The sequence below is a fragment of the Bifidobacterium sp. ESL0763 genome, from assembly GCF_029433395.1.
Classification (GTDB): domain Bacteria; phylum Actinomycetota; class Actinomycetes; order Actinomycetales; family Bifidobacteriaceae; genus Bifidobacterium.
This window is the reverse complement of the sequence record NZ_JAQTHW010000002.1, coordinates 687,120-707,140: the sequence shown is the minus strand read 5'-3', so window position 1 is coordinate 707,140 and position 20,021 is coordinate 687,120. Positions and strand designations below refer to the sequence as shown.

The following is a 20,021-nucleotide window of genomic DNA, read 5'->3' as shown; positions in this document are numbered from 1 at the left end:
TGGCCTGGTCAGTCGGCGAGTTTCGAGTCGATGCCCGACACGAGGGTGCCGATGGGCTCGCCGGTGAGGGCGCGCGTGACGTTGCCGGCCTGCTCGAGGCCGAAGACGCGGATGTGCTTGTTGTTGTCGCGGGCCATGGAGAGCGCCGCGGCGTCCATCACGCCCAGGTTGTCGACCAGCGCGCGGCGGTAGCTCAAGGTGTCGAAGCGCTTGGCGTTCGGATCCTTCTCCGGGTCGGAGGTATAGACGCCGTCGACGCCGTTCTTGCCCATGAGCACCTCGTCGCAGTGGATCTCGAGGGAGCGCTGGATGGAGACGGTGTCGGTGGAGAAGTACGGCATGCCCGCGCCGGCGCCGAAGATGACCACACGGCCCTTCTCGAGATGCCTGATGGCCTTCAGCGGGATGTAGGGTTCGGCGACCTGGCCCATGGTGATGGCGGTCTGCACGCGCGTGGCCTGGCCCTCCTGCTCGAGGAAATCCTGCAACGCCAGGCAGTTCATGACGGTGCCCAGCATGCCCATGTAGTCGCCGCGGTTGCGTTCGATGCCGGCCTGCTGCAGCTCGGCGCCGCGGAAGAAGTTGCCGCCGCCGACCACGATGGCGGTCTGCACGCCCTGCTGCTGCGCGGCGTGGATCTCCTGTGCGATGCGCCGGATGACAAAGGTGTCGATGCCGATCTTGCCCCCTCCGAACGCCTCGCCGGAAAGTTTCAGCATCACTCGTCGAACTGTCTTGCCTTTGTCGTCGTCCGTCATCTGCGGCTCTCCGTCCTGGTTGGTGGGCACATTCCGGTTCTCTAGGATATCCGTTCGCGGCGACAGGGATGCGCCCGCATGCGGCGGCCGCGCCGGTGGCCCTGCGAACGTGATGGCCGGATATGCGAAAGGGGACGGCACCAGGCGATGCCATCCCCATTTTCGTCTACTTGCGCTCCCCTACCGGCCGGCCCTGCGGACCGCGCCTTCGAGGAGAATCACCACTGGACGCGACTTACTTCTCGTCGCCCTTGCCGACCTCGATGCGGGCGAAGGCGAGCAGCTGGCCGCCGACTTCCTTGAAGAGGTCGCCGACGCGCTTGGAGGAATCCTTGACGTACTCCTGCTCGAGCAGCACGTTGTCCTTGTAGAAGGCGTTCATGCGGCCCTCGACGATCTTCGGGATGATCTTCTCGGGCTTGCCCTCGGCCTGGGACTTCTCGGTGGCCACGCGACGCTCGGACTCGACGACCTCGGCCGGCACGTCCTCGCGGGTGAGCCACTTCGCGCCCATCGCGGAGATCTGCAGCGCGGCCTCGTGGGCCACGGAGGCGCCCTTCTCGTCGGTGGCGACGATGGCGACGATGCTCGGCGGCATCTCGGCGGACTTCTTGTGCGCGTAGATCTCGACCTTCGGGCCCTCGATCTTGGCGACCTGGCCGACCTTGACGTGCTCGCCGAAGAGGGCTGCCGCCTCCTCGACGCTCTCCTTGACGGTGCCGTCCTCGCTCTTGGCCGCGAGCACCTCGTCGACGTTGCTCGCGCCGGCGGCGATCGCGTCGTCGAGCACCTTGTCGGTGAAGGCGACGAACTTCGGGGTCTTGGCCACGAAGTCGGTCTCGGAGTTGAGCTCGACGGCATAGCCCGCCTGGCCCTTGTCGGTGTCGACCACGCGGGAGGCGATGGTGCCCTCCTGAGCGGCGCGGCCCTCGCGCTTGCCGGCGGCCTGGATGCCCTTGGCGCGGATGATTTCCTTGGCGCGTGCCACATCGCCCTCGGCCTCGGTGAGCGCCTTCTTGACGTCCATCATGCCCGCGCCGGTGTCGTCGCGCACTTGCTTGATCAAAGCTGCTGTAACTGCTGCCATTTCATATCTCCTTTAAAGGTTTCATGCGCCAGTGGCGGCTCCGGTTGCATGCGCCGGCGCCGCCACTGCCATTGGTCAAGGTCAGGCCTTGGGCTCTTCCGCCTTGGCCTCGGCCTCTTCGGCCTTGGGGGCCTCGGACTTGGCTTCGGCCGCGGGGGCGGCGTCCTTGTCCTTCAAGAGGTCCTTCTCCCAGGCGGCCATCGGCTGCTCGGCCTTGTCCTCGGTCTTCTCGGCCTTGCCGCTGCGCTCGAGCAGGCCGTCGGCCACCGCGTCGGCCATGAGGCTGGTGAGCAGCTCCACGCCGCGGATGGCGTCGTCGTTGGCCGGAATCGGGTAGTCGACGAGGTCGGGATCGGTGTTGGTGTCGACGATGGCGACGACCGGGATGCTCAGCTTGTGGGCTTCCTGGACGGCCAGCGCCTCCTTGTTGATGTCGACGACGAACATGGCCGAAGGCGTGCGGTTCATGTTGCGGATGCCGCCGAGCTGCTTCTCGAGCTTGTTCTTCTCGCGCTCGAGCAGCAGGAGCTCCTTCTTGGTCAGGCCGCTGCCGTGCACGTCGCTGAAGTCCATCTCCTCGAGCTCCTTGAGGCGCGAGACGCGCTTGGAGACCGTCTGGAAGTTGGTGAGCATGCCGCCGAGCCAGCGCTCGGAGACGTAGGGCATGTTGACGCGGGTGGCCTGGGCCGAGATGGCCTCCTGGGCCTGCTTCTTGGTGCCGACGAAGAGCACGGTGCCGTTGTGGGCGACCGTCTGCTTGACGAAGTCGTAGGCCTTGTCGATCAGATCGAGCGACTTGAACAGGTCGATGATGTGGATGCCGTTGCGCTCCATCAGGATGTACTGCTTCATCTTGGGGTTCCAACGACGGGTCTGATGGCCGAAGTGCAAGCCTGCCTTCAGCATTTCGCTCATAGTGATCTGAGCCATGGTAATGCTACCTTTCAGTCGGTTATTGCCTGGTCATGCGGGTCTGCGTGCAACGGCCCGCAAGCGGGACGCCGACCGACACAGCCCATCACGTGCATGACGCGATTTTCGCGCGCCGTTTGTTGACGATAATCGGTGCGGCCCATCGACGACGTGACGGTCGAGGAGCCAATCCGGCGCACAAGAGCCAAGGATACCATGGCCAAGGTATATGTTTCTCTGCCGGCGTCACCGTCTGCGGCGTCCGCTCGCGGCGTCGGCGTCCCGGGGTTCGCCAGCCGATGTCATGCGAGGGCCAATGCCAGGGATGCGGCGTGCCATGGGAAAGGCCACTCGTCCGCATATCCCAAAACAGCGGGGAGCATGCGAAAGGCCCGCACGGCGTTCGGATGACGCGGTGCGGGCCTTGAGTCTGTCCCGATTCCGGTGTTCGCCTTATCGGGCCTGACGCATGCGGCGCATGGCCTCGCGGCGCTCCTCCTTCTCGAGGCGGTCGAGGTAGATGTGGCCGTCGAGGTGGTCGGTCTCGTGCTGGAGCATGCGGCCCATGATGCCGCGGCCCTCCACCACGATCGTCTTGCCGTCGAGGTTGATGCCGCGCACGCGGGCGTAGTCGGCGCGACGGGTCTTGTACCAGAGCTGCGGCACCGACAGGCACCCCTCGTCGCCGTACTGCTCGCCGCTGGTCTCCTCGACGACCGGGTTGATCACGTAGCCCAGCTTGCCGTCGATGTTGTAGGAGAAGACGCGCAGCCCCACGCCGATCTGGTTGGCGGAAAGGCCGGCACGGCCCGGGTCGTCGACGGTGTCGAGCAGGTCCTGCACCAGCTTGCGCACGGCGGGTGTGATCTCCTTGACCGGCTCGCAGGGCGTGCGCAGCACGGGATCGGGTACGACACGAATCTCTCGTATGGTCAATGCGTTACTCCTCTTGGCTCTTGGCCTCGTCGCCGGACCCGCCGGGCCGCTCCCCCGCGCCCTCGTCGGCCCCATCAGTGGGGCCGTGGCCGCGCTGGGCCTTGAGGGAACCGACGTTCTGCCTGGCCTGCTCGTAGGCCTTGCGCACCTTGGGCGTGACCGAATCGGTGGCCTGGCGCACGCTCGAGGCCGTCTTGTCGATGAAGCCGGCCGCCGCGGACGGGGCGGGCTTCGCTTTCGTCTTCGGAGTATAGACACTGGTGTTGATGAGCTCGGCGTAGTGCTTGAGCACCTCGCCGCGCACCACCTTCATGCTCGGGGTAAGCATGCCGTTTTCCTGGGTGAACTCGTCGGGGACGATGACGAACTTGCGCACGGACTCGGCGCGGGAGACGGAGCTGTTGGCCTGGTCGATGTACTGCTGCACGCAGGAGCGCACCGCGTCGTTGGCGCACACCTCGGCGATGGGCATGTCGGCGTCCATGCCGTGGTTGGCCAGCCAGGAGCGCGTCATTTCCGGGTCGAGCTCGATGAGCGCGGCGACGAAGGGTCGGCCGTCGCCGATGACCACGGCGTGGGAGACCAGCGGGCAGGTGCCGATGGTGTCCTCCATGGGGGCGGGGCTGACGTTCTTGCCGCCGGCGGTGATGATGATGTCCTTCTTGCGGCCGGTGATGTAGACGAAGCCGTCGTCGTCGATCTGGGCGATGTCGCCGGAGTGGACCCAGCCGCCCGGCTCGGTGGCCTCGGCGGTGAGCTCGGGCTGCTTGTAGTAGCCGAGGAAGACGTCCTCGCCGTTGATCAGCAGCTCGTCGTCGTCGGCCAGCTTGACCGCGATGCCGCAGCCCGGGCGGCCCACGGCGCCGACCTTGTTGAAGTCCTGGAAAGCGACGATGCAGGGGGCGGCCGTTTCGGTCATGCCGTAGCCCTGGATGAAGGTGATGCCGTCCATGCCGTTGAAGAAGTGGGCCAGATCGGCGTTCATCGGCGCGCCACCGCAGGCCAGGTACTTGAGCTTCGGGCCCAGGGCGCTGCGCACCGAGGCGCCGACGGTCTTCATGTAGAAGCGGTGCATGAAGCGCTCGCGGCCGGTGTGCCCGCGGCTTTCCTGCTCGTCCTTGCTCCAGCGCACGAAGTGGTCGAACGCCTTGCTGAACACGCGGCCCTGCAGGCCCTCGCCAGCCTTCTGCGAGGCGGCGTTGTAGACCTTCTCGAAGACGCGCGGCACGCCCAGCAGGTAGGTGGGCTGGAAGGTGCGCAGGTCGGTGAGCAGATGCTTGGCGCTGGAGGTGTAGCCAACCACGCCGTGCGCGCCGATCGCCACGTACTGGATGTAGCGGGCGAAGCAGTGGGCCAGGGGCAGGAAGAGCAGCAGGCGGCTGGGCTGGTAGAGCATGTCGTCGAGCACCGCCCAGCCGATGAAGGCCGTGGAGACGAAGTTGCGGTGCGAGAGCATGACGCCCTTGGGCTTGCCGGTGGAGCCGGAGGTGTAGACGATGGTGAGCATGTCGTCGGCGCGCACCCGCGAGATGGCCTCATCGAGGCGCTCGTCGCTCACGGAGGTGCCGAAGTCGGAGACGGCGTCGAGGCCGTCCTCGCCCAGGTTGAACACGTATTTCAGGCCGTCGCGCTCCTGGCGGAACTGCTCGAGGGTCTGCGCGTGCTCGGCGTCGCCGCCGAAGGCGATGATGGGGTCGACGTCCTCGACGATCCCCTTGGCCTGCTTGGCGGAGTCGGTCTCGTAGATCGGCACGCTCACGGCCCCGATGGCGGCGCAGGCGAAGTCGACGACGCCCCACTCGTAGCTGGTGGCGGCGTAGATGACGACCATGCTTCCGGCCTTGGCGCCCAGGCCCATGAGGCCCTTGGCGACGGCACGCACGGTGGCGAGCATCTCGCCGGCGCTGACCGTGTGCCACTGGTGGGTCTGCCCATCGAGCCATTCGGCGATGTCTCCGTCCGGGTCCTTGCCGGCGCGCTTGGATAACAGGGAATAGATGGTGTCCTTGTCGGTGGTCTTGGTGACAGGATCCAAATAGAATTCTCGCAACATGGTTTCCACTATACGCGCTCGTGGCACCAATCCTACGGTAACGTAACTTTCGTTGCGGTAAGTGGTGCTCCGCGGGCTCAGCCGAGGTCGGCCAGGGTGCACATCCAACGCGCCCCGACCTGCTTGAACACGAGGTTGACCCAGTAGCTGATATCGCCGACGAACAGGCTCACCACGGCCTCGCTGGTCTCGGGGCTCACCAGCGTGCCGTAGACCAGAGAGGGAATCGCCGGCAGGTAACAAAGCTGTTTCCTCAGCTCCTGATGGGTGCGCATGTGGTTCTCCAGCAAGTAGCTCATGGTCTCCAGGCGTTTCAGGCATGGCGGCGAGACGGTGCGCTGCAGCACCTGCGGGGGCGTGCGGCCGCGCACGATGTCGAGGCTCATGCAGGCGATGCGGCACGAGAGCATGGCGAAGTGGCGGCACTGCCCCGCGTCCAGCCTTCCCGGGTAACAGCGCGCCATGTGGTAGGGCACGGGACTGTTGGAAAGCTCCACGCGTATCGAGCCATCGCAGGCGGGAAGCCCTTCGCGTGGCCTGGCCTGCGGGAACGGGCTGCGCACGGCCAGCTGCATCGTTGGCATGTCCATACGTCTCCTTGCTTCTCGTCTTCTGCTTCAGTCCGCCGTGCCGGCATCCAGCGGCGACGGTGCTGGCACGGGGTCGTGGTCCCAGTGCAACAGGAAACGGCAATAGAGGCAAGGCCTTGTGGACATATCTTGTGGAGTCCTGGATATCGGACCGGATAGTTGGAGAGACATCGAACACGATGGCCCCATCATCACGACCCCATCATCACGGCACCGGTCATGGTGGGCCTGTAGTCACGATGTCGAGTATGACGAGCTAACCATCAAGAAGCCGGGCATGGCAGACCCATCATCACGGTGCCGGGCATGACGTCCCCATCATCACGATGCCGGACGAAACGAGCACGCCAATCGGATGGCGCACGCAAGGCATAACCGGCCTGCCGACACCGCCATATAACGAAAGCGTGGCCCGCCGCCTGGTGAGAGGCGACGGGCCACGCGGACGTTTCGGCAGGCCGGGACTAGCCCCGCTGCGGCGCCACGACGACGTCGCAATGCTGGAAGCTCTTCAGGTCGACGTAGCCGGCGCTGGCCATGGCTCGACGCAGCGCACCGATGAAGTTCTCGGTGCCGTCGGCACGGTGGCTGGGCCCGAACAGGATCTGCTCGAGCGGCGCGAGGGTGCCCACGTTGGTGCGCAGGCCGCGCGGCAGGGAGGGATGGCGCGCCTCGGCGCCCCAGTGCATGCCCTTGCCGGGAGCCTCGGTGGCGCGTGCCAGCGGGGTGCCGAGCATGACGGCGTCGGCGCCCATGGCCATCGCCTTGACGAAGGCGCCCGAGGTGCCCATGCCGCCGTCGGCGATGATCTGCACGTAGCGGCCGCCGGACTCGTCCATGTAGTCGCGGCGTGCCTCGGCCACGTCCGAGATGGCGGTGGCCAGCGGCGCGTGCACGCCGATGGTGGCGCGGGTTGCGGAGACCGCTCCCCCGCCGAAGCCAACCAGGACGCCCGCGGCGCCCGTGCGCATCAGGTGCAGGGCAGCGGTGTAGCTGGCGGCGCCGCCGACGATGACCGGCACGTCGAGGTCGTAGATGAATTTCTTGAGGTTGAGCGGCTCGTGGTCCTGCGAGACGTGCTCGGCGGAGACAGCGGTGCCGCGGATTACGAAGAGGTCGACGCCGGCCTTGATGACATCGGCGGAGAACTCCTGCGTGCGCTGCGGGGAAAGCGAGGCGGCGACGGTGACGCCGGCGTCGCGGATCTCGTGCAAGCGCTTGGCGATCAGCTCGGGCTTGATGGGCTCGTTGTAGATCTCCTGGAGGCGCTCGGTGGCCTTGGCGCCGTCGAGCGTGGCAATCTCGTCGAGCAGGGGCTGCGGATCGTCGTAGCGGGTCCAGAGGCCCTCGAGGTCGAGCACGCCCAGCGCGCCCAGCTTGCCCATGGCGATGGCCGTGGCGGGGCTGGTGACCGAGTCCATGGGCGCGCCGATGACGGGCACGTCGAACTGGTAGGCATCGATCTGCCAGGCGGTGGATACATCCTTCGGATCCCTGGTGCGGCGTGAGGGCACGATGGCGATGTCGTCCAGCGAATAGGCCAGACGGCCCTTCTTGCCCAAACCGATTTCAATTTCCTGAGTCATGGTTTCCAGACTAATGCTCGCGTGTGACGGACGACACTTCGGGCCGCGCGCCACCGGACGTTCCGAAGTGTGAGCACCTGCGGTGCCCGTAACAAAATCGAGTAACAATGGCTGCGAACGAAATGGATGGGCGATCGCGCCGGACCGGGAGGCCTGGCCAAAGGCACGACGCGCCGTCCGGTCCGCACGAAGCGAAGGAGAGCAGGCATGGGCAGGATCAAGGTCGAGGGAACCGTGGCGGAGCTGGACGGCGACGAGATGACGAGGGTGATCTGGAAGCAGATCAAGGACCGGCTCATCCTGCCCTTCCTCGACATCGACCTCGACTACTACGACCTCGGCATCGAGAACCGCGACGCCACCGACGACCAGGTCACCATCGACGCGGCCAACGCGATCAAACGGCACCATGTGGGCGTCAAATGCGCCACCATCACCCCCGACGAGGCAAGGGTCGAGGAATTCGGGCTGAAGAAGATGTGGAAGTCGCCCAACGGCACCATCCGCAACATCCTCGGCGGCACGATCTTCCGCGAGCCCATCGTCATCTCCAACATCCCGCGCCTGGTGCCCGGCTGGAGCAAGCCGATCATCGTCGCCCGCCACGCCTTCGGCGACCAGTACAAGGCCACCGATTTCAAGGTCGACAGGCCCGGTCGGCTGACCGTCACCTTCGCCCCGGCCGACGGCGGCGAGCCGGTGGAACGCGTGGTCTACGACTATCCCGGCGCCGGCGTGGCCCAGGTGCAGTACAACCTCGACGACTCGATCCGCGGCTTCGCGCGGGCGTGCTTCAACTACGGGCTGCTGCGCCACTACCCCGTCTACCTGTCGACCAAGAATACGATCCTGAAGGCCTATGACGGGCGTTTCAAGGACATCTTCGCCGAAGTCTACGAGACCGAATACCAACAGCGCTTCGAGGCCGAGGGGCTCACCTACCAGCACCGGCTCATCGACGACATGGTGGCCAGCTCGATGAAGTGGCACGGCGGCTACGTGTGGGCCTGCAAGAACTACGACGGCGACGTGCAGTCCGACTCCGTGGCGCAGGGCTTCGGCTCTCTGGGGCTGATGACCTCGGTGCTGATGACGCCCGACGGGAAAACCGTGGAGGCCGAGGCCGCGCACGGCACCGTCACCCGCCACTACCGCCGTTGGCAGAAGGGCGAGAAGACCTCCACGAACCCCATCGCCTCGATCTACGCATGGACCGGCGCCCTCAAGCAGCGCGCCAAGCTCGACGGGACGCCGGAGGTCGACGATTTCGCCCGCACCCTGGAGCGGGTCGTCATCGAGACCGTCGAGGGTGGCAGGATGACCAAGGACCTGGCGATCCTGGTGGGCCCGGAGCAGCCGTGGCTCGACACCGAAGAGTTCATGGACGCCCTCGAGGACGGCCTGCGGCGCGCCATGGCACGGTGAGCGGGCCGGCGGCTCCCCTCTTATCCGGCACGGTCTAGTATGGGCTATGTCGATTTTGCATCTGCTAAGAAGGATGGTCCCATGAAGGCGCGAGACCTGCACCGATTCACCCGTGTGACGACGCTTCTGACCTGTGTGGCGCTGGCCCTCGGGCTTTCGGCGTGCTCGGGCTCCGCCGGCCAGGGCGCGGCTCCCTCGACGGGCGCGGACGGCGGCGCCACCTCCAAACAGGTCGCCGCCTCCAAGATCGCCATCTTCACGCCCAAGGACGGCTTCTCCATCTCCCAGCACACGCCGCTGAACAAGTGGACGAAGTTCACCCCGCGCCTGACCAAGCAGCTGGTGAAGTCCGGGTTCACGCGTGGCAATATCACCACCAAAAGCGACGGCGACGCCACGCAGATGGGCAAGGACGTGCAGGACTATGTGGTCAACCGCCTCTCCTCGTCCACCGCCAGCCAGAACCGGCACACCTTCCTGATCGTGGCGCCGGTGATGGGAGCCGACGGCGACCTGCGGCAGTACGGCGACTACGTCACCACACCCGCCGACGAGACGACCGACGCTCAGGGCTCCGATGCGCAGGATCCCAACGCGCAACAGCCGGCCGACGGGCAGCAATCGCCGAACGGGCGGCCGGCCGACGGACAGGCCGCTGGCGGACAACAGCCTGCGGACGGGCAGAATCCCGGCGACCAAGCCAACGGCGAGCAGCAGACCACGAACGGACAAGCTTCCAATGGCAACGGCTCCGAGTCCGGCAACGGTGGCAATGGCGGCAAAAACGCCAAGACGACCGCGGACGGCAAACGCCTGGTGAAGGCGCTGAAGCTGGCGCGCAAGGCCGGGGCTCATGTCTTGGTGCTCGCCGACCCGATCGCCGGCTTCACCCCCGACGCCTACGTGCAGATGTCGACGCCCGAGCAGATCGGCGCCCTGCAGGCCCAGCAGCTCATCAGCAAGCTCGCGCTGGACAAGGCGACCAGCAACCATCCCAAGGACATCGAGGTGCTCTTGCCGGTCAACCCGGGCAGTGACGACGCCAAGGGCGGCGAGGAGGCCGCGGGATCCGACACGCAGTTCGCCAGGCAGGCCTTCGCGGGCATCTGGAACGCACTCGGCCCCTACTTCAAGGAGGGCAAGGCGGTGAGTCCCTCCGGGCTGATCGGCAAGGGCACCACGAAGGACGACTGGCGCAAGCTGACCTTCCAGGCCGGCAAGACCAGCGAGATCAGGGACGCGCTCGACAAGCGCCTGACAGACGGCTCCGAGGGTTCCGCGCCCCGCCACATCGACGGCATCATCGCCATGAACGACTTCGTCAGCTCCGGTGTGGTCGAGGAGCTGGGCAACCTCAAATACACCGGCACCTCCGCCGACATCAATCCCGAGATCAGCGTCTCCGGCATCGTCGGCAGCATCACCGGCCACCAGGACATCGACCGCCTCGCGGTGCCGAGCCCCAAGAGCAAGGACGATTCCCAGAACGGTGGCGACAACGGTTCGACGGACGCACAGGCCGAAGCGCAGTCCGGCAAGCAGCCGAACAAGGCCGCCATGGCCTGGCCCATCGTCACCGGCTACGGCGCCTACCTCGACATGATCGGCCATATCGTCGACGGCAAGCAGTGGATGACCGGCATGGAGAACAGCCAGGCGCTCTGCGAGGACATCGCCAAGGTGCTCACGCGCATGGGCGCGGGGCGTTCCTTCACCGACTACGCGTTCGTCGGCAGGCAGCAGGGCGCGAAAGGCTCCTCCGTGCCGATGATCAGCGAGGGGCTGGTGCCCGTGAGCGCCGACAACCTGAAGGCGCAGCTGATCGAGCCTGGTTACATCTCCATGGCCGACGCCGGCATCTGAGCCGGGCGTCACGGATCGAGCTCCTTGAGCACGATCTTCTCCTTGCGTACCTTGTGGGCCGGATCGGTGTAGTTCCTTCTGGAGTCCTTGACGCCCCAATGCACGCAGATGGCGGTGCAATGGTCGGATATGCCGGCCACGGTGGCGAACGGCGCGCCCTTGACCAACGGGGTGCCGGGCGGCAACACCGTCTGCGCCGGCTCGAAGGTGAGCGTGAGCCGGCCGTGGCGGATGCTGACCACCGATTTTTCCGCCACCAGTCCGACGAAGCTGATGATGCCACTGGTCGGCGCCGTCAATGGCGTGCCTTCGGGCGCGGCGAGGTCGACCCCGCGATGGCCCGGCCCCCAGCGGTTCGCCGGCGCGTCGAAACGTCTGATGACCACGGCCGGATGGACCGGCCAGAAGAACTGCGCCTTGCAGTCCGCCTCCCCCGTCGTCGCCGCCGGCGTCACGCCCGGAGCCAGCGCCGTCCCGTCCACGCATGGTTCGCGGGCATCATGCACTTGCCCATCATCGGCAATCGCTCCTGAGCCATCAACGGCGCTTTCCGTCAGTACGGCTTGCGTGGTCAGCGCCGGATACCGGTTTGATCCGATTGGATTCGCCACGGCATCCATACCAACAGCCGGCATCGCCTCGGCTCCGGCATCGGCGCCCACCTCGACCAGCAACAGCGCGAAGGCGAGGACGGCCGCGAGCATGACGGCCGTCATCTGACTCCATCGCCTCAGCCATTGTCGCTCGCGCCAGCGCCTGGCCCTCCATCTCCTGCGCTCCTCGACATCGTTCATCCCATCTCCTTTCTCTGGTATCGACCTGATGCTTCCATCCTGCGACGGCGAGGGTGCGGAATCCAGCGGAACGGGCTTATGTGGTCGAACGGTTGGGGTTATCCACATTCCGGGCGTGTCGCGGCATGTCGCGATGTCGTCAGTCAGATTAAAGAGAAAACGAAGAAGGCTTCATCACCGCCTATATTGGTTGGTAATGAATAAGAACACCAAGAAAAAGACCAGACAAACCGCCACAATCGACAAGGCCCATACGCCAAACAACGATGTCATCAGATCCGATGCGGGCAACGCCTTGACGAACGAACCGGCAGCCGCGCAGACGCCAGACATCGACCGCAGCCTCCCGCGCTGCTGGCCGCTCGAGGCGATCTCGCCGCTGATGGCCTACTACCACGACCACGAATGGGGCGTGCCCTGCCACGACTCCCAACAGCTGTTCGAACAGCTCGGGTTGGAGGCGATGCAGGCCGGGCTCTCCTGGAACACGGTGCTCAACAAACGCGCCAGCCTCGACGAGGCCTTCCACGGCTTCGACGTCGAGCGGGTGGCCGCGATGACCCCGGAGATTCCGGAACTGCTGGAGAACAAGGCGATCATCCGCAACCGCCGCAAGATCGAGGCCATCATCCACAACGCGCAGGTGGTGCTGGAATTGGATATGCCGTTCGCCGACTATATCTGGCGGTTCGCGCCGGACGGGCCGAAGACCAACCGGCCCAAGCAATGGGCCGACGTGCCGGTGACCACGCCGCAGGCCGAGGCGATGAGCAAGGCGATGAAGGCCGACGGCTTCAAATTCGTCGGCCCCACGATCATCTACGCCTACATGCAGTCGATCGGCATGGTCAACGACCACTGCGTCGGCTGTTTCCGCTGCGTCTGAACGGTTCGGGCTGGAACCGGCCGAATTCCGATCAGAAACCAGTCATGCCCGCCCGATCGCCTCACTGTCCGCACAGGGCCTGGCGCACCATGATGCCGTAGGCCTCGCGTCCGCCGCCCTCGCCCGGGGTGAGGTGCGTGCCGTCGTCGTAGAAATATTCGGCATGGCCGTTGCTCAACGTGTACCAGTCGAGCAGACCCACGTTCTTGTGCTTGGCAACCACGGAGCGCAGGATGGCGTTGTTGCTGTCCTGCCAGGCCACGGGCGCACGCACGGTGGTGAAGTAGACGGGCCTGCCGTTGGCGGCCTTGATGACGTCCTCGATCTCCTGCGGGCTGTTGATGGGCCCGTTGGTGCCCAGCGCCATGATGAGCACGCCGTTGTGGCCCTCGCCCAGATGCTGCTGGTAGAGGCCCAATCCGGCGCCGAAGGGACGGCCGACGAGGTTGTCCTGAAAGGCGGCGGGGATGTGGTCCTGCACGTAGTCGTGGGCGCCCATCTCCACCGAATCGCTGATGATGAGCGGATCCGCGGTGCAGGTGCCGCTGGCCGCGTCGTAGGTCCAGTGCGAGGCGTCGAGGTTCTTGGGCACCTTGGCGGCCTTCGGCACCAGCTTGGGCGGCAGGTTGCGCGAGGGCTTGGGCACGGGGTCGCGGCGTAGCGCCAGCACGTCGCTTTTCATCGCTCCCCCGACGCCGGTGGCGTTGCCGACGGTCAGGAACTCGCGACGCAGGTCGGTCGAGCGCTGCTGGGCCACGGCGGTCCAGTTGCACGGCGCGAACGCGACCACCAGCGTGACCACCACGCCCAGTGCGGCGATGGTCTTGGAGGCGATCCTCACCTCGCCGAACGGGCCGGGCTTGCGCCTGGCCGTGGGCCGCAGCGCCTCCACCAGCCAGTAGAACGCCTCGGCGACGAGCCAGACCACCAGCATCTGCGCCACGAGCTCCCACCATGCGGGCTTGGAGGTGCGGATCGCGGGGTTCATGAACTCGAGCAGCGGATAGTGGACCAGGTAGATCGAGAACGAGCGGGAGCCGATGTAGCGCAGCACGCGCGAGCCGAGCACCTTCGAGCACCAGTTGCGGGTGTCGAGCACCACGAAGAGCAGCAACGCCATCATGAGCGCCACAAGCTGGTAGCCGCCGCGGTAGAGCAGGGTGTCGTTGCCGTCGGCGAAGACGTAGAGCGCCACGGTCGCGGCGAGCAGGCACAGGCCGGCCAGGGCGCGCAGTATCGAGCCGGTGCGGTTCTGGGACGGTTGGGCCGCTGATGCCTCGGTCGAGGCGATGGTCGAAGCGGCATCCGTGGTGCCATCCGACCGGCGGTTGGCGACCAGGAACGCGAGCATCGCGCCGATCATCAGCTCCGAGAAGCGGGTGTCCAGGCCGTAATAGACGCGGGAGACGTCGCCGGTGGACGCGTAGAGCAGGACCATGGCCGCGCTCGAGGCGATGGCCAGAACGAGGCTGACAGTGAATTTCAGGCCTCGGCGGAAGTGCAGGCGGTGCATCAGCCACAGTGCGAAGATCCACAGCAGGTAGAACTGCATGGTCACGGCGAGGAACCACAGGTGCGTCAATGGCGACGGCAGGCCCGCGGCCGCGAAATACGGGACTTTGCGGAAGATGTAGACCCAGTTGCTGGCGTAGAGCACGCTGGGCAGCGCGTCGGCGTGCACCTTGGGCAGCAGGCCCGGCGAGACGGCGTAGGTGACCGGCACGACCAGGACCATCAGCGCGAAGACCGGGATCGCCAGGCGCTTGACCTTGCTGAAGAGGTAGCTCCAGAAGCCGAACCCGCGTGCGGAGGCGAAGCGACGCTCGACGCTGGCGGTGATCAGGAAGCCGGAGATGACGAAGAAGAGGGTGACGCCGAGGAAGCCGCCGCTCAGCAGCGACGGGCGCGCATGGTAGGCCACCACGCCGATGATCGCCAGGGCGCGCAGGCCGTCGATGGCGTCGACGTGGCGCGGGGCGGAGACCGAGGCGGATGCCGAAACCGCTGCGGACCCGGTTGCTGGTTCGGCCGCCTTTGCCGGAGACGGCTTCTGCAATGCGGAAGACGCCGAAGACCCACCGGCGTTCGACGACTTCCTATGTCCTTGGGATTCCCGGTCCTTCCGGGTTTGCTGCGTCTGGTCGGCCACTGCCGAGTCCGACGTTTCCCCGGAATCCGAAGGATAGAGCCTGTGCCACACGACGGCCGGCGCGCTCGATTCCGATTTCGTCTGTTCCGCCGATTTCGCGGGCTTGGGAGGCAATGCCGGTTTCGCTGCCTTCGACGTGCGCGGAGGCAATGCAGGCTTCCGGGCCTTGTCCGGATGCTTGGGAGGCAACGCGGGCTTCGGCTGCGCCTTCATCTTGGCGCGATGACGCTTCGACGCCGACTTCGTGGATTGCTGCGCTTGGGTGGCTTCCGCAGACTTCGTGTTTTGATTCGTTTGCACAGCAGGCTTCGCAGACTTAGCGGCCTGCTTCGCCTGCGCAGGTTTCCCAGACTTCACAGCTTTTGCGGTCTGCTTCTTGGCCGACTGCTGGTTTTTCGCCGTCTTGACGGTCTTCTTGGCCGACTGTTTGGAATCCGCAGACTTCGCGGCCTTGTCACCCTTCGCGGTCGACGTGCCAGCCTTGGTGGTCGGCTTGGCGGCCTTCGACTGCTTCTTGCGCCTCGAAGTACGATTCGACGCGTCTTGGTTCGATCGTTTCGACGTCTTGCCCTGCGAGTTCTTCGCATCGCCGTGCGGCTTGGTCTCGGATTTGGCGCTCTTATGGTCCGAAGCGTCCCGCTTCTTGGCCTGTCCGTCCTCGGACTTGCCGGATGCCTTCTTGTTCCCGGAACGATGCGACGTGCCCTTGTTGGCGCTGGCCTTGCCTTTGCCGGAACCGGATTTGCGGGAAGGCGCCGTGCCCTTGCCGCCCCGGTTCACGCTTGTGCCCTTGGATACCGTTTCCTTGGCATCACCGTCCGAGGCCTGTGAATTCCCATGGCTCTCGTCTGCCTGCCCTGACCGCCGCAACACCAACTCCGTCTTCGCCTTTCAACCAATCATAGGCCGGCAATACTGCCATGCACCGAATAGAAGATTATCAAGAGGAGTGGATGGCCCCAAGCGCGACACGCCGCCCTTCGCGCCCGCCCGTCATCTGGCTCATAGAACAAACGTCCAGCGAAAATATTGTTATCTGAATCAGACATTATCCCAAAAGTTACGGTATGGTTGAAGCAAGTCGGAAACGGCAACGTTACCCATCCGGACCATGAAGGCGCGCAAAAGCTTTTGACCGGATGGTGTCGAAACCGGCAGGGGCGTATTTGGATCGTCCCGCTTCAAATGCCGCGGGCCGGTATCCGATCCATTCGGGTACCGGCCCAACGGATTTCTTAGCGGCACTAAGACGGCGCATGATAGCGAAAATCCTCGGAGCCATAATGACTCCGAGGATTTCTGTGAGCTCCCGCAGCTGGGCTTGAACCAGCGACATTCTGATTAACAGTCAGACGCTCTGCCAACTGAGCTATGCGGGAATGTCCGCGCAGCGCTTGAAGCACCGCACAAGAAACATATCTTATACAACAATGCGCTTTGCGCAAGTCAGTGGCGTGTCGTCTGCGGCAGGGCTTCTCCCGCCTGGCATCCGGGGTCCGGCAACCACTCTGGCGCCCCCGAACGGATGCCATCATGGCACGCGAATTCCCCTCAGACGCTGATGACATCCATGGGCATGGCCGAGTCGATGGAGAAGTCCATCGGCGAGGGCCGCACGCCGGCCTCGACGAGGTTGACGCCGAGCGTGGCCACCATCGCCCCGTTGTCGGTGCACAGCTTGAGCTGCGGGATGCGCACCTCGACGCCATTGGCCTCGCCCACCTCGAGCAGCTTGGCGCGCAGCTGCGAGTTCGCGGAGAAGCCGCCACCGACGATGAGGGTCTCGGAGCCGTATTCCTTGCAGCCGCGGATCGCCTTGTTGGCCAGCACGCTCGCCACCGAGTCCGCCAGGGAGGCGCACACGTCGTCCACCGGTATCTCATGGCCGGCGGCGCGCTCGGCCTCCACCCAGCGGGCGACGGCCGTCTTGACGCCGGAGAAGCTGAAGTCGTAGGGGTGCTCCTTGCCGGCCTTGCCCTTGGTGAGCCCCTGCGGGACCTTGATGGCGTGCGGGTCTCCGAGCTGGCCGTGGCGGTCGATGTGGGGGCCGCCCGGGTAGGGGAAGCCGAGCAGGCGCGCGATCTTGTCGAAGCACTCCCCCGCGGCGTCGTCGAGCGTGGTGCCGACCACGTCGACGTGGCGCGCGACGTCCTTGACGTGCAGCAGCGAGGTGTGCCCGCCGGAGACGATGAGCGCCAGGGTATCGGGCGGAAACGCGCCGAACTGCAGCTGGGTGACGGCGATGTGGCCGATGACGTGGTTGATGCCGTAGATCGGCTTGCCCGAGGCCCATGCCAGCGCCTTGGCGCCGGAGACCCCGACCGCCAGGCATCCGGCCAGTCCAGGGCCTGCGGAGACCGCGATGGCGTCGATGTCGGCCAGGGACATGTCGGCGTCGGCCAGCGCCTTGGAGACGACCGGCACGAACGCCTCGGCGTGGGCGCGCGAGGCGATCTCGGGGATGACGCCGCCGTAGCGGGCGTGCTCGTCCATCGAGGAGGCGACCACGTTGGAGACCAGGGTCCTGCCGCGCACGATGGCCGCCGCGGTCTCGTCGCATGTGGATTCGATGCCCAGCACTATCGGTTCACTCATCGTCCGTCCGTCCTTCCGCCGGGATTGCCGGCGCGTTGCTTGCCATATCGTTCGTCTTGTTGGTGTTGTTTATCCGGTTCGTCTTGTCCGTCTTGTTGCGCCCGACCGCGCCAGACGCGAAGCCGACCGGATTCGGCCCCAGTCCCAGCGTCAGCTCGTAGGCGTCGCCGTCGCGTTTGCCATAGTAGTTGCGCAGGACGCGCGCCGTCGTGAAGCCGAACCCGCAGTAGAGCCCAAGCGCCGCCGAGTTGCCGACGCGGACCTGCAGCGAGACACGGTGCGTCCCGCGCCGGCGGGCCTCGTCGAGCAGAGCCCGCAGCAGGGTCCGGCCGACGCCTTGCCGTTGGTGATTCCGTGCGACGTCGACGGTCAGTATCTGCGCGGTGCCCTCGGCGCACCACATGCCCGCGTAGCCACGCATGGCCATGGGTTCCGTGGGCCGAGCGAATGCCGGCCCGGTGTCCGCCACGCCGTCGGAGCCTTGGCCGAGGACGTCGCTCGCCAAGACGACGTCGGCGAGGTAGACGCGGTCGGGGGCGTCGAACTCGTAGCAGATCTCGTCGCGGCTCCATGCGTCCTCGCCGAACAACTCGGCGTCGAGAAGCGCGGCCTGCCCGAGCGCCCACGCCCGGCCAAGCGATGGCATGGCGACGATCATCGCCTCGCCTCGGCCGCCTTGGTGGCGCCGTCGTGGTTGAGCACGTGCTTGAGCGGGTTCGGCACCGACACGTCGGGCCGGCGCAGGTAGAGCGGTTCGACCGGGCCGTTGGGTTTGATGGCACGGGCGGCGAATTCATGCTCGTCCATATCGGAGTCGGCGGCCTTGACGGGATCATCCGCATCGCCGTCATCACCGGAGACCTCGTGACGGCCCTGTTCCATCCCGTCCTGGGAGCTCAGCGCCGCATCCATGAAGATCCGCAGCCCCGCGCCGCCCGCGTCGAGCGCCGAGGAGTCGATGACCGCGCCGAGGTTCGTGCCCAGCGCCTGCCATGCCTCCGCGTACTTCCGCGCGCCGTGGCCGACGACATCGACCAGGCATGGCGCCTCGCCAAGGGAGCCCAACGCCTCCATGACGCGTTCGGCGATATGCGCGGGATAATCGATGTCCATGGCGATCAGCGGAACGTTGTCGCCTGTGGTCGTCCCTTCTCCGGTCCCGTCACCGTAGAGGGCGAAGTACAGCTGGCGCCGACGCGCGTCGTTGACCGCCAGGGTCAGGTGGCGCGTGGACGGGGAATCGGCGGAGGTCTTCGCTGGCTCGAGGAACGGGCAATTGCGTAGCGAGTCATCGCCCTTCCGCCAGAGGCGCATCATGCGTTCCTGCACGCCGAGGATGTCCTGGCCAAGAAGTTGCGCGCCGGTGGCGAAGGCGAGGGCCTTGGCGGCGACGATGCCGGCACGCAGCCCGGTGAAGGGTGCGGGGCCGACGCCCACGACGATGCGATCGAGCTGGTCGGGGCGCAGTCCGGCCTCGCTGACGGCGCGGGCGATGTTGTCCTGCAGCCGTTCGACATGCGTGCGCGAGTCGGTCTCCACGATCGGCTCGAGGCCGACGACGCCTACCGTCGAACCGTATGAGGTGTCAATCACCAACGTGTGTGTCATCAATTCCTCCGATGCAGGCCGGGTGTCCATCGTGCCTGGTGACGCCGGCCTTCCGCCGGTCTTGGACGACGCCCGTATATGCGTTTGCCACTCTACAACCCACCGCTAACCGTCGCCGCTCCCCCGATTCGGAGACACGGCCGGCGCGAGGTCAGCCGCGGATGGACTCGAGTTGGCTGGCGAAACCGCTCCATCGCCCGCCGCATGGCACGAAGGTGACCCTGCGCGTGCCGTCGGCGCTGAGCATGGCCGGCCCGTCGTCGTTATTGTTCTCGTCGTCACCATGTCCGACATCCACACTGTCCGACGCGGATGTGTCCAGCGCCCTGTCGATATGCACCTCGAGGCGCTGCGGGGCCAGGGCCGAGGCCATCTGCTCGCCCCATTCCATCAGCACGACGCTATGCTCCCCCGGATCTTCCAGCTCCTCGTCGAGGCCCAGCGACTCGAGCTCGTCGAGCAGGCGGCCGACGGTGTCCTGACCGGGCGCGTAGTCGTCGCCGCCGAGGCGGTAGGCGTCGACGTGGATGAGGTGGGCCGGCAGACCGTCACGGAAGTGTCCGTCGAGCTCGCGGGCGATGGTGAAGGTTGGCGAGACGATGGGTCCTTCGATGCCCAGCCCGGTGCCGAAGCCCTGCGCGAAAGTCGTCTTTCCGGCGCCCAGGGGCCCGGAGAGCAGCAGCACATCGCCGCCGCGCACGAGCCCGGCCACCTGCGAGCCGAGTGTTTTCATGTCCTCGCCGGTGGGCACCGGCAGACTCAGATTGTTGTTCGCCATG

At 66.0% G+C, this 20,021-nt stretch carries 16 protein-coding genes and 1 tRNA gene; 3 read left to right on the top strand and 14 right to left on the bottom strand.

Annotated elements, in window-relative coordinates:
* Window positions 1–8 precede the first annotated feature (8 nt).
* The 7 genes from pyrH to PT282_RS03710 all read right to left on the bottom strand — a co-directional run bounded on the left by pyrH (window position 9) and on the right by PT282_RS03710 (window position 7,922).
* Window positions 9–758 (bottom strand): UMP kinase, encoded by a 750-nt coding sequence (gene pyrH, locus PT282_RS03740; RefSeq protein ID WP_277168928.1) that lies wholly within the window; start codon window positions 756–758, stop codon window positions 9–11.
* A gap of 235 nt (window positions 759–993) precedes the next feature.
* Window positions 994–1,845 (bottom strand): translation elongation factor Ts, encoded by an 852-nt coding sequence (gene tsf / locus PT282_RS03735; protein ID WP_277168227.1) that lies wholly within the window; start codon window positions 1,843–1,845, stop codon window positions 994–996.
* A gap of 81 nt (window positions 1,846–1,926) precedes the next feature.
* Window positions 1,927–2,775 (bottom strand): 30S ribosomal protein S2, encoded by an 849-nt coding sequence (rpsB, locus tag PT282_RS03730; RefSeq protein ID WP_277168226.1) that lies wholly within the window; start codon window positions 2,773–2,775, stop codon window positions 1,927–1,929.
* A gap of 435 nt (window positions 2,776–3,210) precedes the next feature.
* A complete protein-coding gene (gene def, locus PT282_RS03725; RefSeq protein ID WP_277168225.1) occupies window positions 3,211–3,693 on the bottom strand; it encodes a peptide deformylase in 483 nt (160 codons plus the stop codon).
* A 4-nt stretch (window positions 3,694–3,697) separates the two neighbouring features.
* Window positions 3,698–5,746, bottom strand: a complete 2,049-nt coding sequence (locus tag PT282_RS03720) for a long-chain fatty acid--CoA ligase (RefSeq protein WP_277168224.1) — start codon at window positions 5,744–5,746, stop codon at window positions 3,698–3,700.
* Window positions 5,747–5,823: 77 nt separating this feature from the next.
* A complete protein-coding gene (locus PT282_RS03715) occupies window positions 5,824–6,336 on the bottom strand; it encodes an Rv3235 family protein (protein ID WP_277168223.1) in 513 nt (170 codons plus the stop codon).
* Window positions 6,337–6,800: 464 nt separating this feature from the next.
* Window positions 6,801–7,922: a GuaB3 family IMP dehydrogenase-related protein gene (locus PT282_RS03710; RefSeq protein WP_277168222.1), complete on the bottom strand. Its 1,122-nt coding sequence runs from the start codon at window positions 7,920–7,922 to the stop codon at window positions 6,801–6,803.
* A 207-nt stretch (window positions 7,923–8,129) separates the two neighbouring features.
* Here PT282_RS03710 and PT282_RS03705 point away from each other — a divergent pair, with 207 nt between their 5' ends.
* Window positions 8,130–9,347, top strand: a complete 1,218-nt coding sequence (locus PT282_RS03705; RefSeq protein ID WP_277168221.1) for an NADP-dependent isocitrate dehydrogenase — start codon at window positions 8,130–8,132, stop codon at window positions 9,345–9,347.
* Window positions 9,348–9,428: 81 nt separating this feature from the next.
* Entirely contained in the window at window positions 9,429–11,210 is a 1,782-nt protein-coding gene (locus PT282_RS03700) for a hypothetical protein (RefSeq protein WP_277168220.1), read from the top strand.
* Window positions 11,211–11,218: 8 nt separating this feature from the next.
* Here PT282_RS03700 and PT282_RS03695 read toward each other — a convergent pair whose 3' ends face one another.
* Window positions 11,219–12,004, bottom strand: coding sequence for a M23 family metallopeptidase (locus PT282_RS03695; protein WP_277168219.1), 786 nt, complete (start codon window positions 12,002–12,004; stop codon window positions 11,219–11,221).
* 196 nt (window positions 12,005–12,200) lie between these two features.
* On the opposite strand from PT282_RS03695, the gene PT282_RS03690 reads away from it, so the two are divergent.
* Window positions 12,201–12,890, top strand: coding sequence for a DNA-3-methyladenine glycosylase I (locus PT282_RS03690; protein WP_277168218.1), 690 nt, complete (start codon window positions 12,201–12,203; stop codon window positions 12,888–12,890).
* A 61-nt stretch (window positions 12,891–12,951) separates the two neighbouring features.
* On the opposite strand, the gene PT282_RS03685 is transcribed toward PT282_RS03690, so the two are convergent.
* From PT282_RS03685 to tsaE, 6 genes are all read right to left on the bottom strand, one after another.
* Window positions 12,952–15,912, bottom strand: coding sequence for an acyltransferase family protein (locus tag PT282_RS03685; RefSeq protein ID WP_277168217.1), 2,961 nt, complete (start codon window positions 15,910–15,912; stop codon window positions 12,952–12,954).
* 433 nt (window positions 15,913–16,345) lie between these two features.
* Window positions 16,346–16,418: transfer RNA gene (locus PT282_RS03680), tRNA-Asn, on the bottom strand.
* Window positions 16,419–16,590: 172 nt separating this feature from the next.
* Window positions 16,591–17,634, bottom strand: coding sequence for a tRNA (adenosine(37)-N6)-threonylcarbamoyltransferase complex transferase subunit TsaD (gene tsaD / locus PT282_RS03675; protein ID WP_277168216.1), 1,044 nt, complete (start codon window positions 17,632–17,634; stop codon window positions 16,591–16,593).
* Entirely contained in the window at window positions 17,627–18,280 is a 654-nt protein-coding gene (locus tag PT282_RS03670; protein WP_277168215.1) for a GNAT family N-acetyltransferase, read from the bottom strand. Before PT282_RS03670 ends, tsaD begins: the two co-directional genes overlap by 8 nt.
* Window positions 18,281–18,288: 8 nt before the next feature.
* A complete protein-coding gene (tsaB, locus tag PT282_RS03665; RefSeq protein ID WP_277168214.1) occupies window positions 18,289–19,242 on the bottom strand; it encodes a tRNA (adenosine(37)-N6)-threonylcarbamoyltransferase complex dimerization subunit type 1 TsaB in 954 nt (317 codons plus the stop codon).
* Window positions 19,243–19,393: 151 nt separating this feature from the next.
* The gene (tsaE, locus tag PT282_RS03660; protein ID WP_277168213.1) at window positions 19,394–20,020 is read right to left on the bottom strand and encodes a tRNA (adenosine(37)-N6)-threonylcarbamoyltransferase complex ATPase subunit type 1 TsaE; all 627 of its coding nucleotides are present in this window, start codon (window positions 20,018–20,020) and stop codon (window positions 19,394–19,396) included.
* Between the last annotated feature and the right edge of the window lies 1 nt (window position 20,021).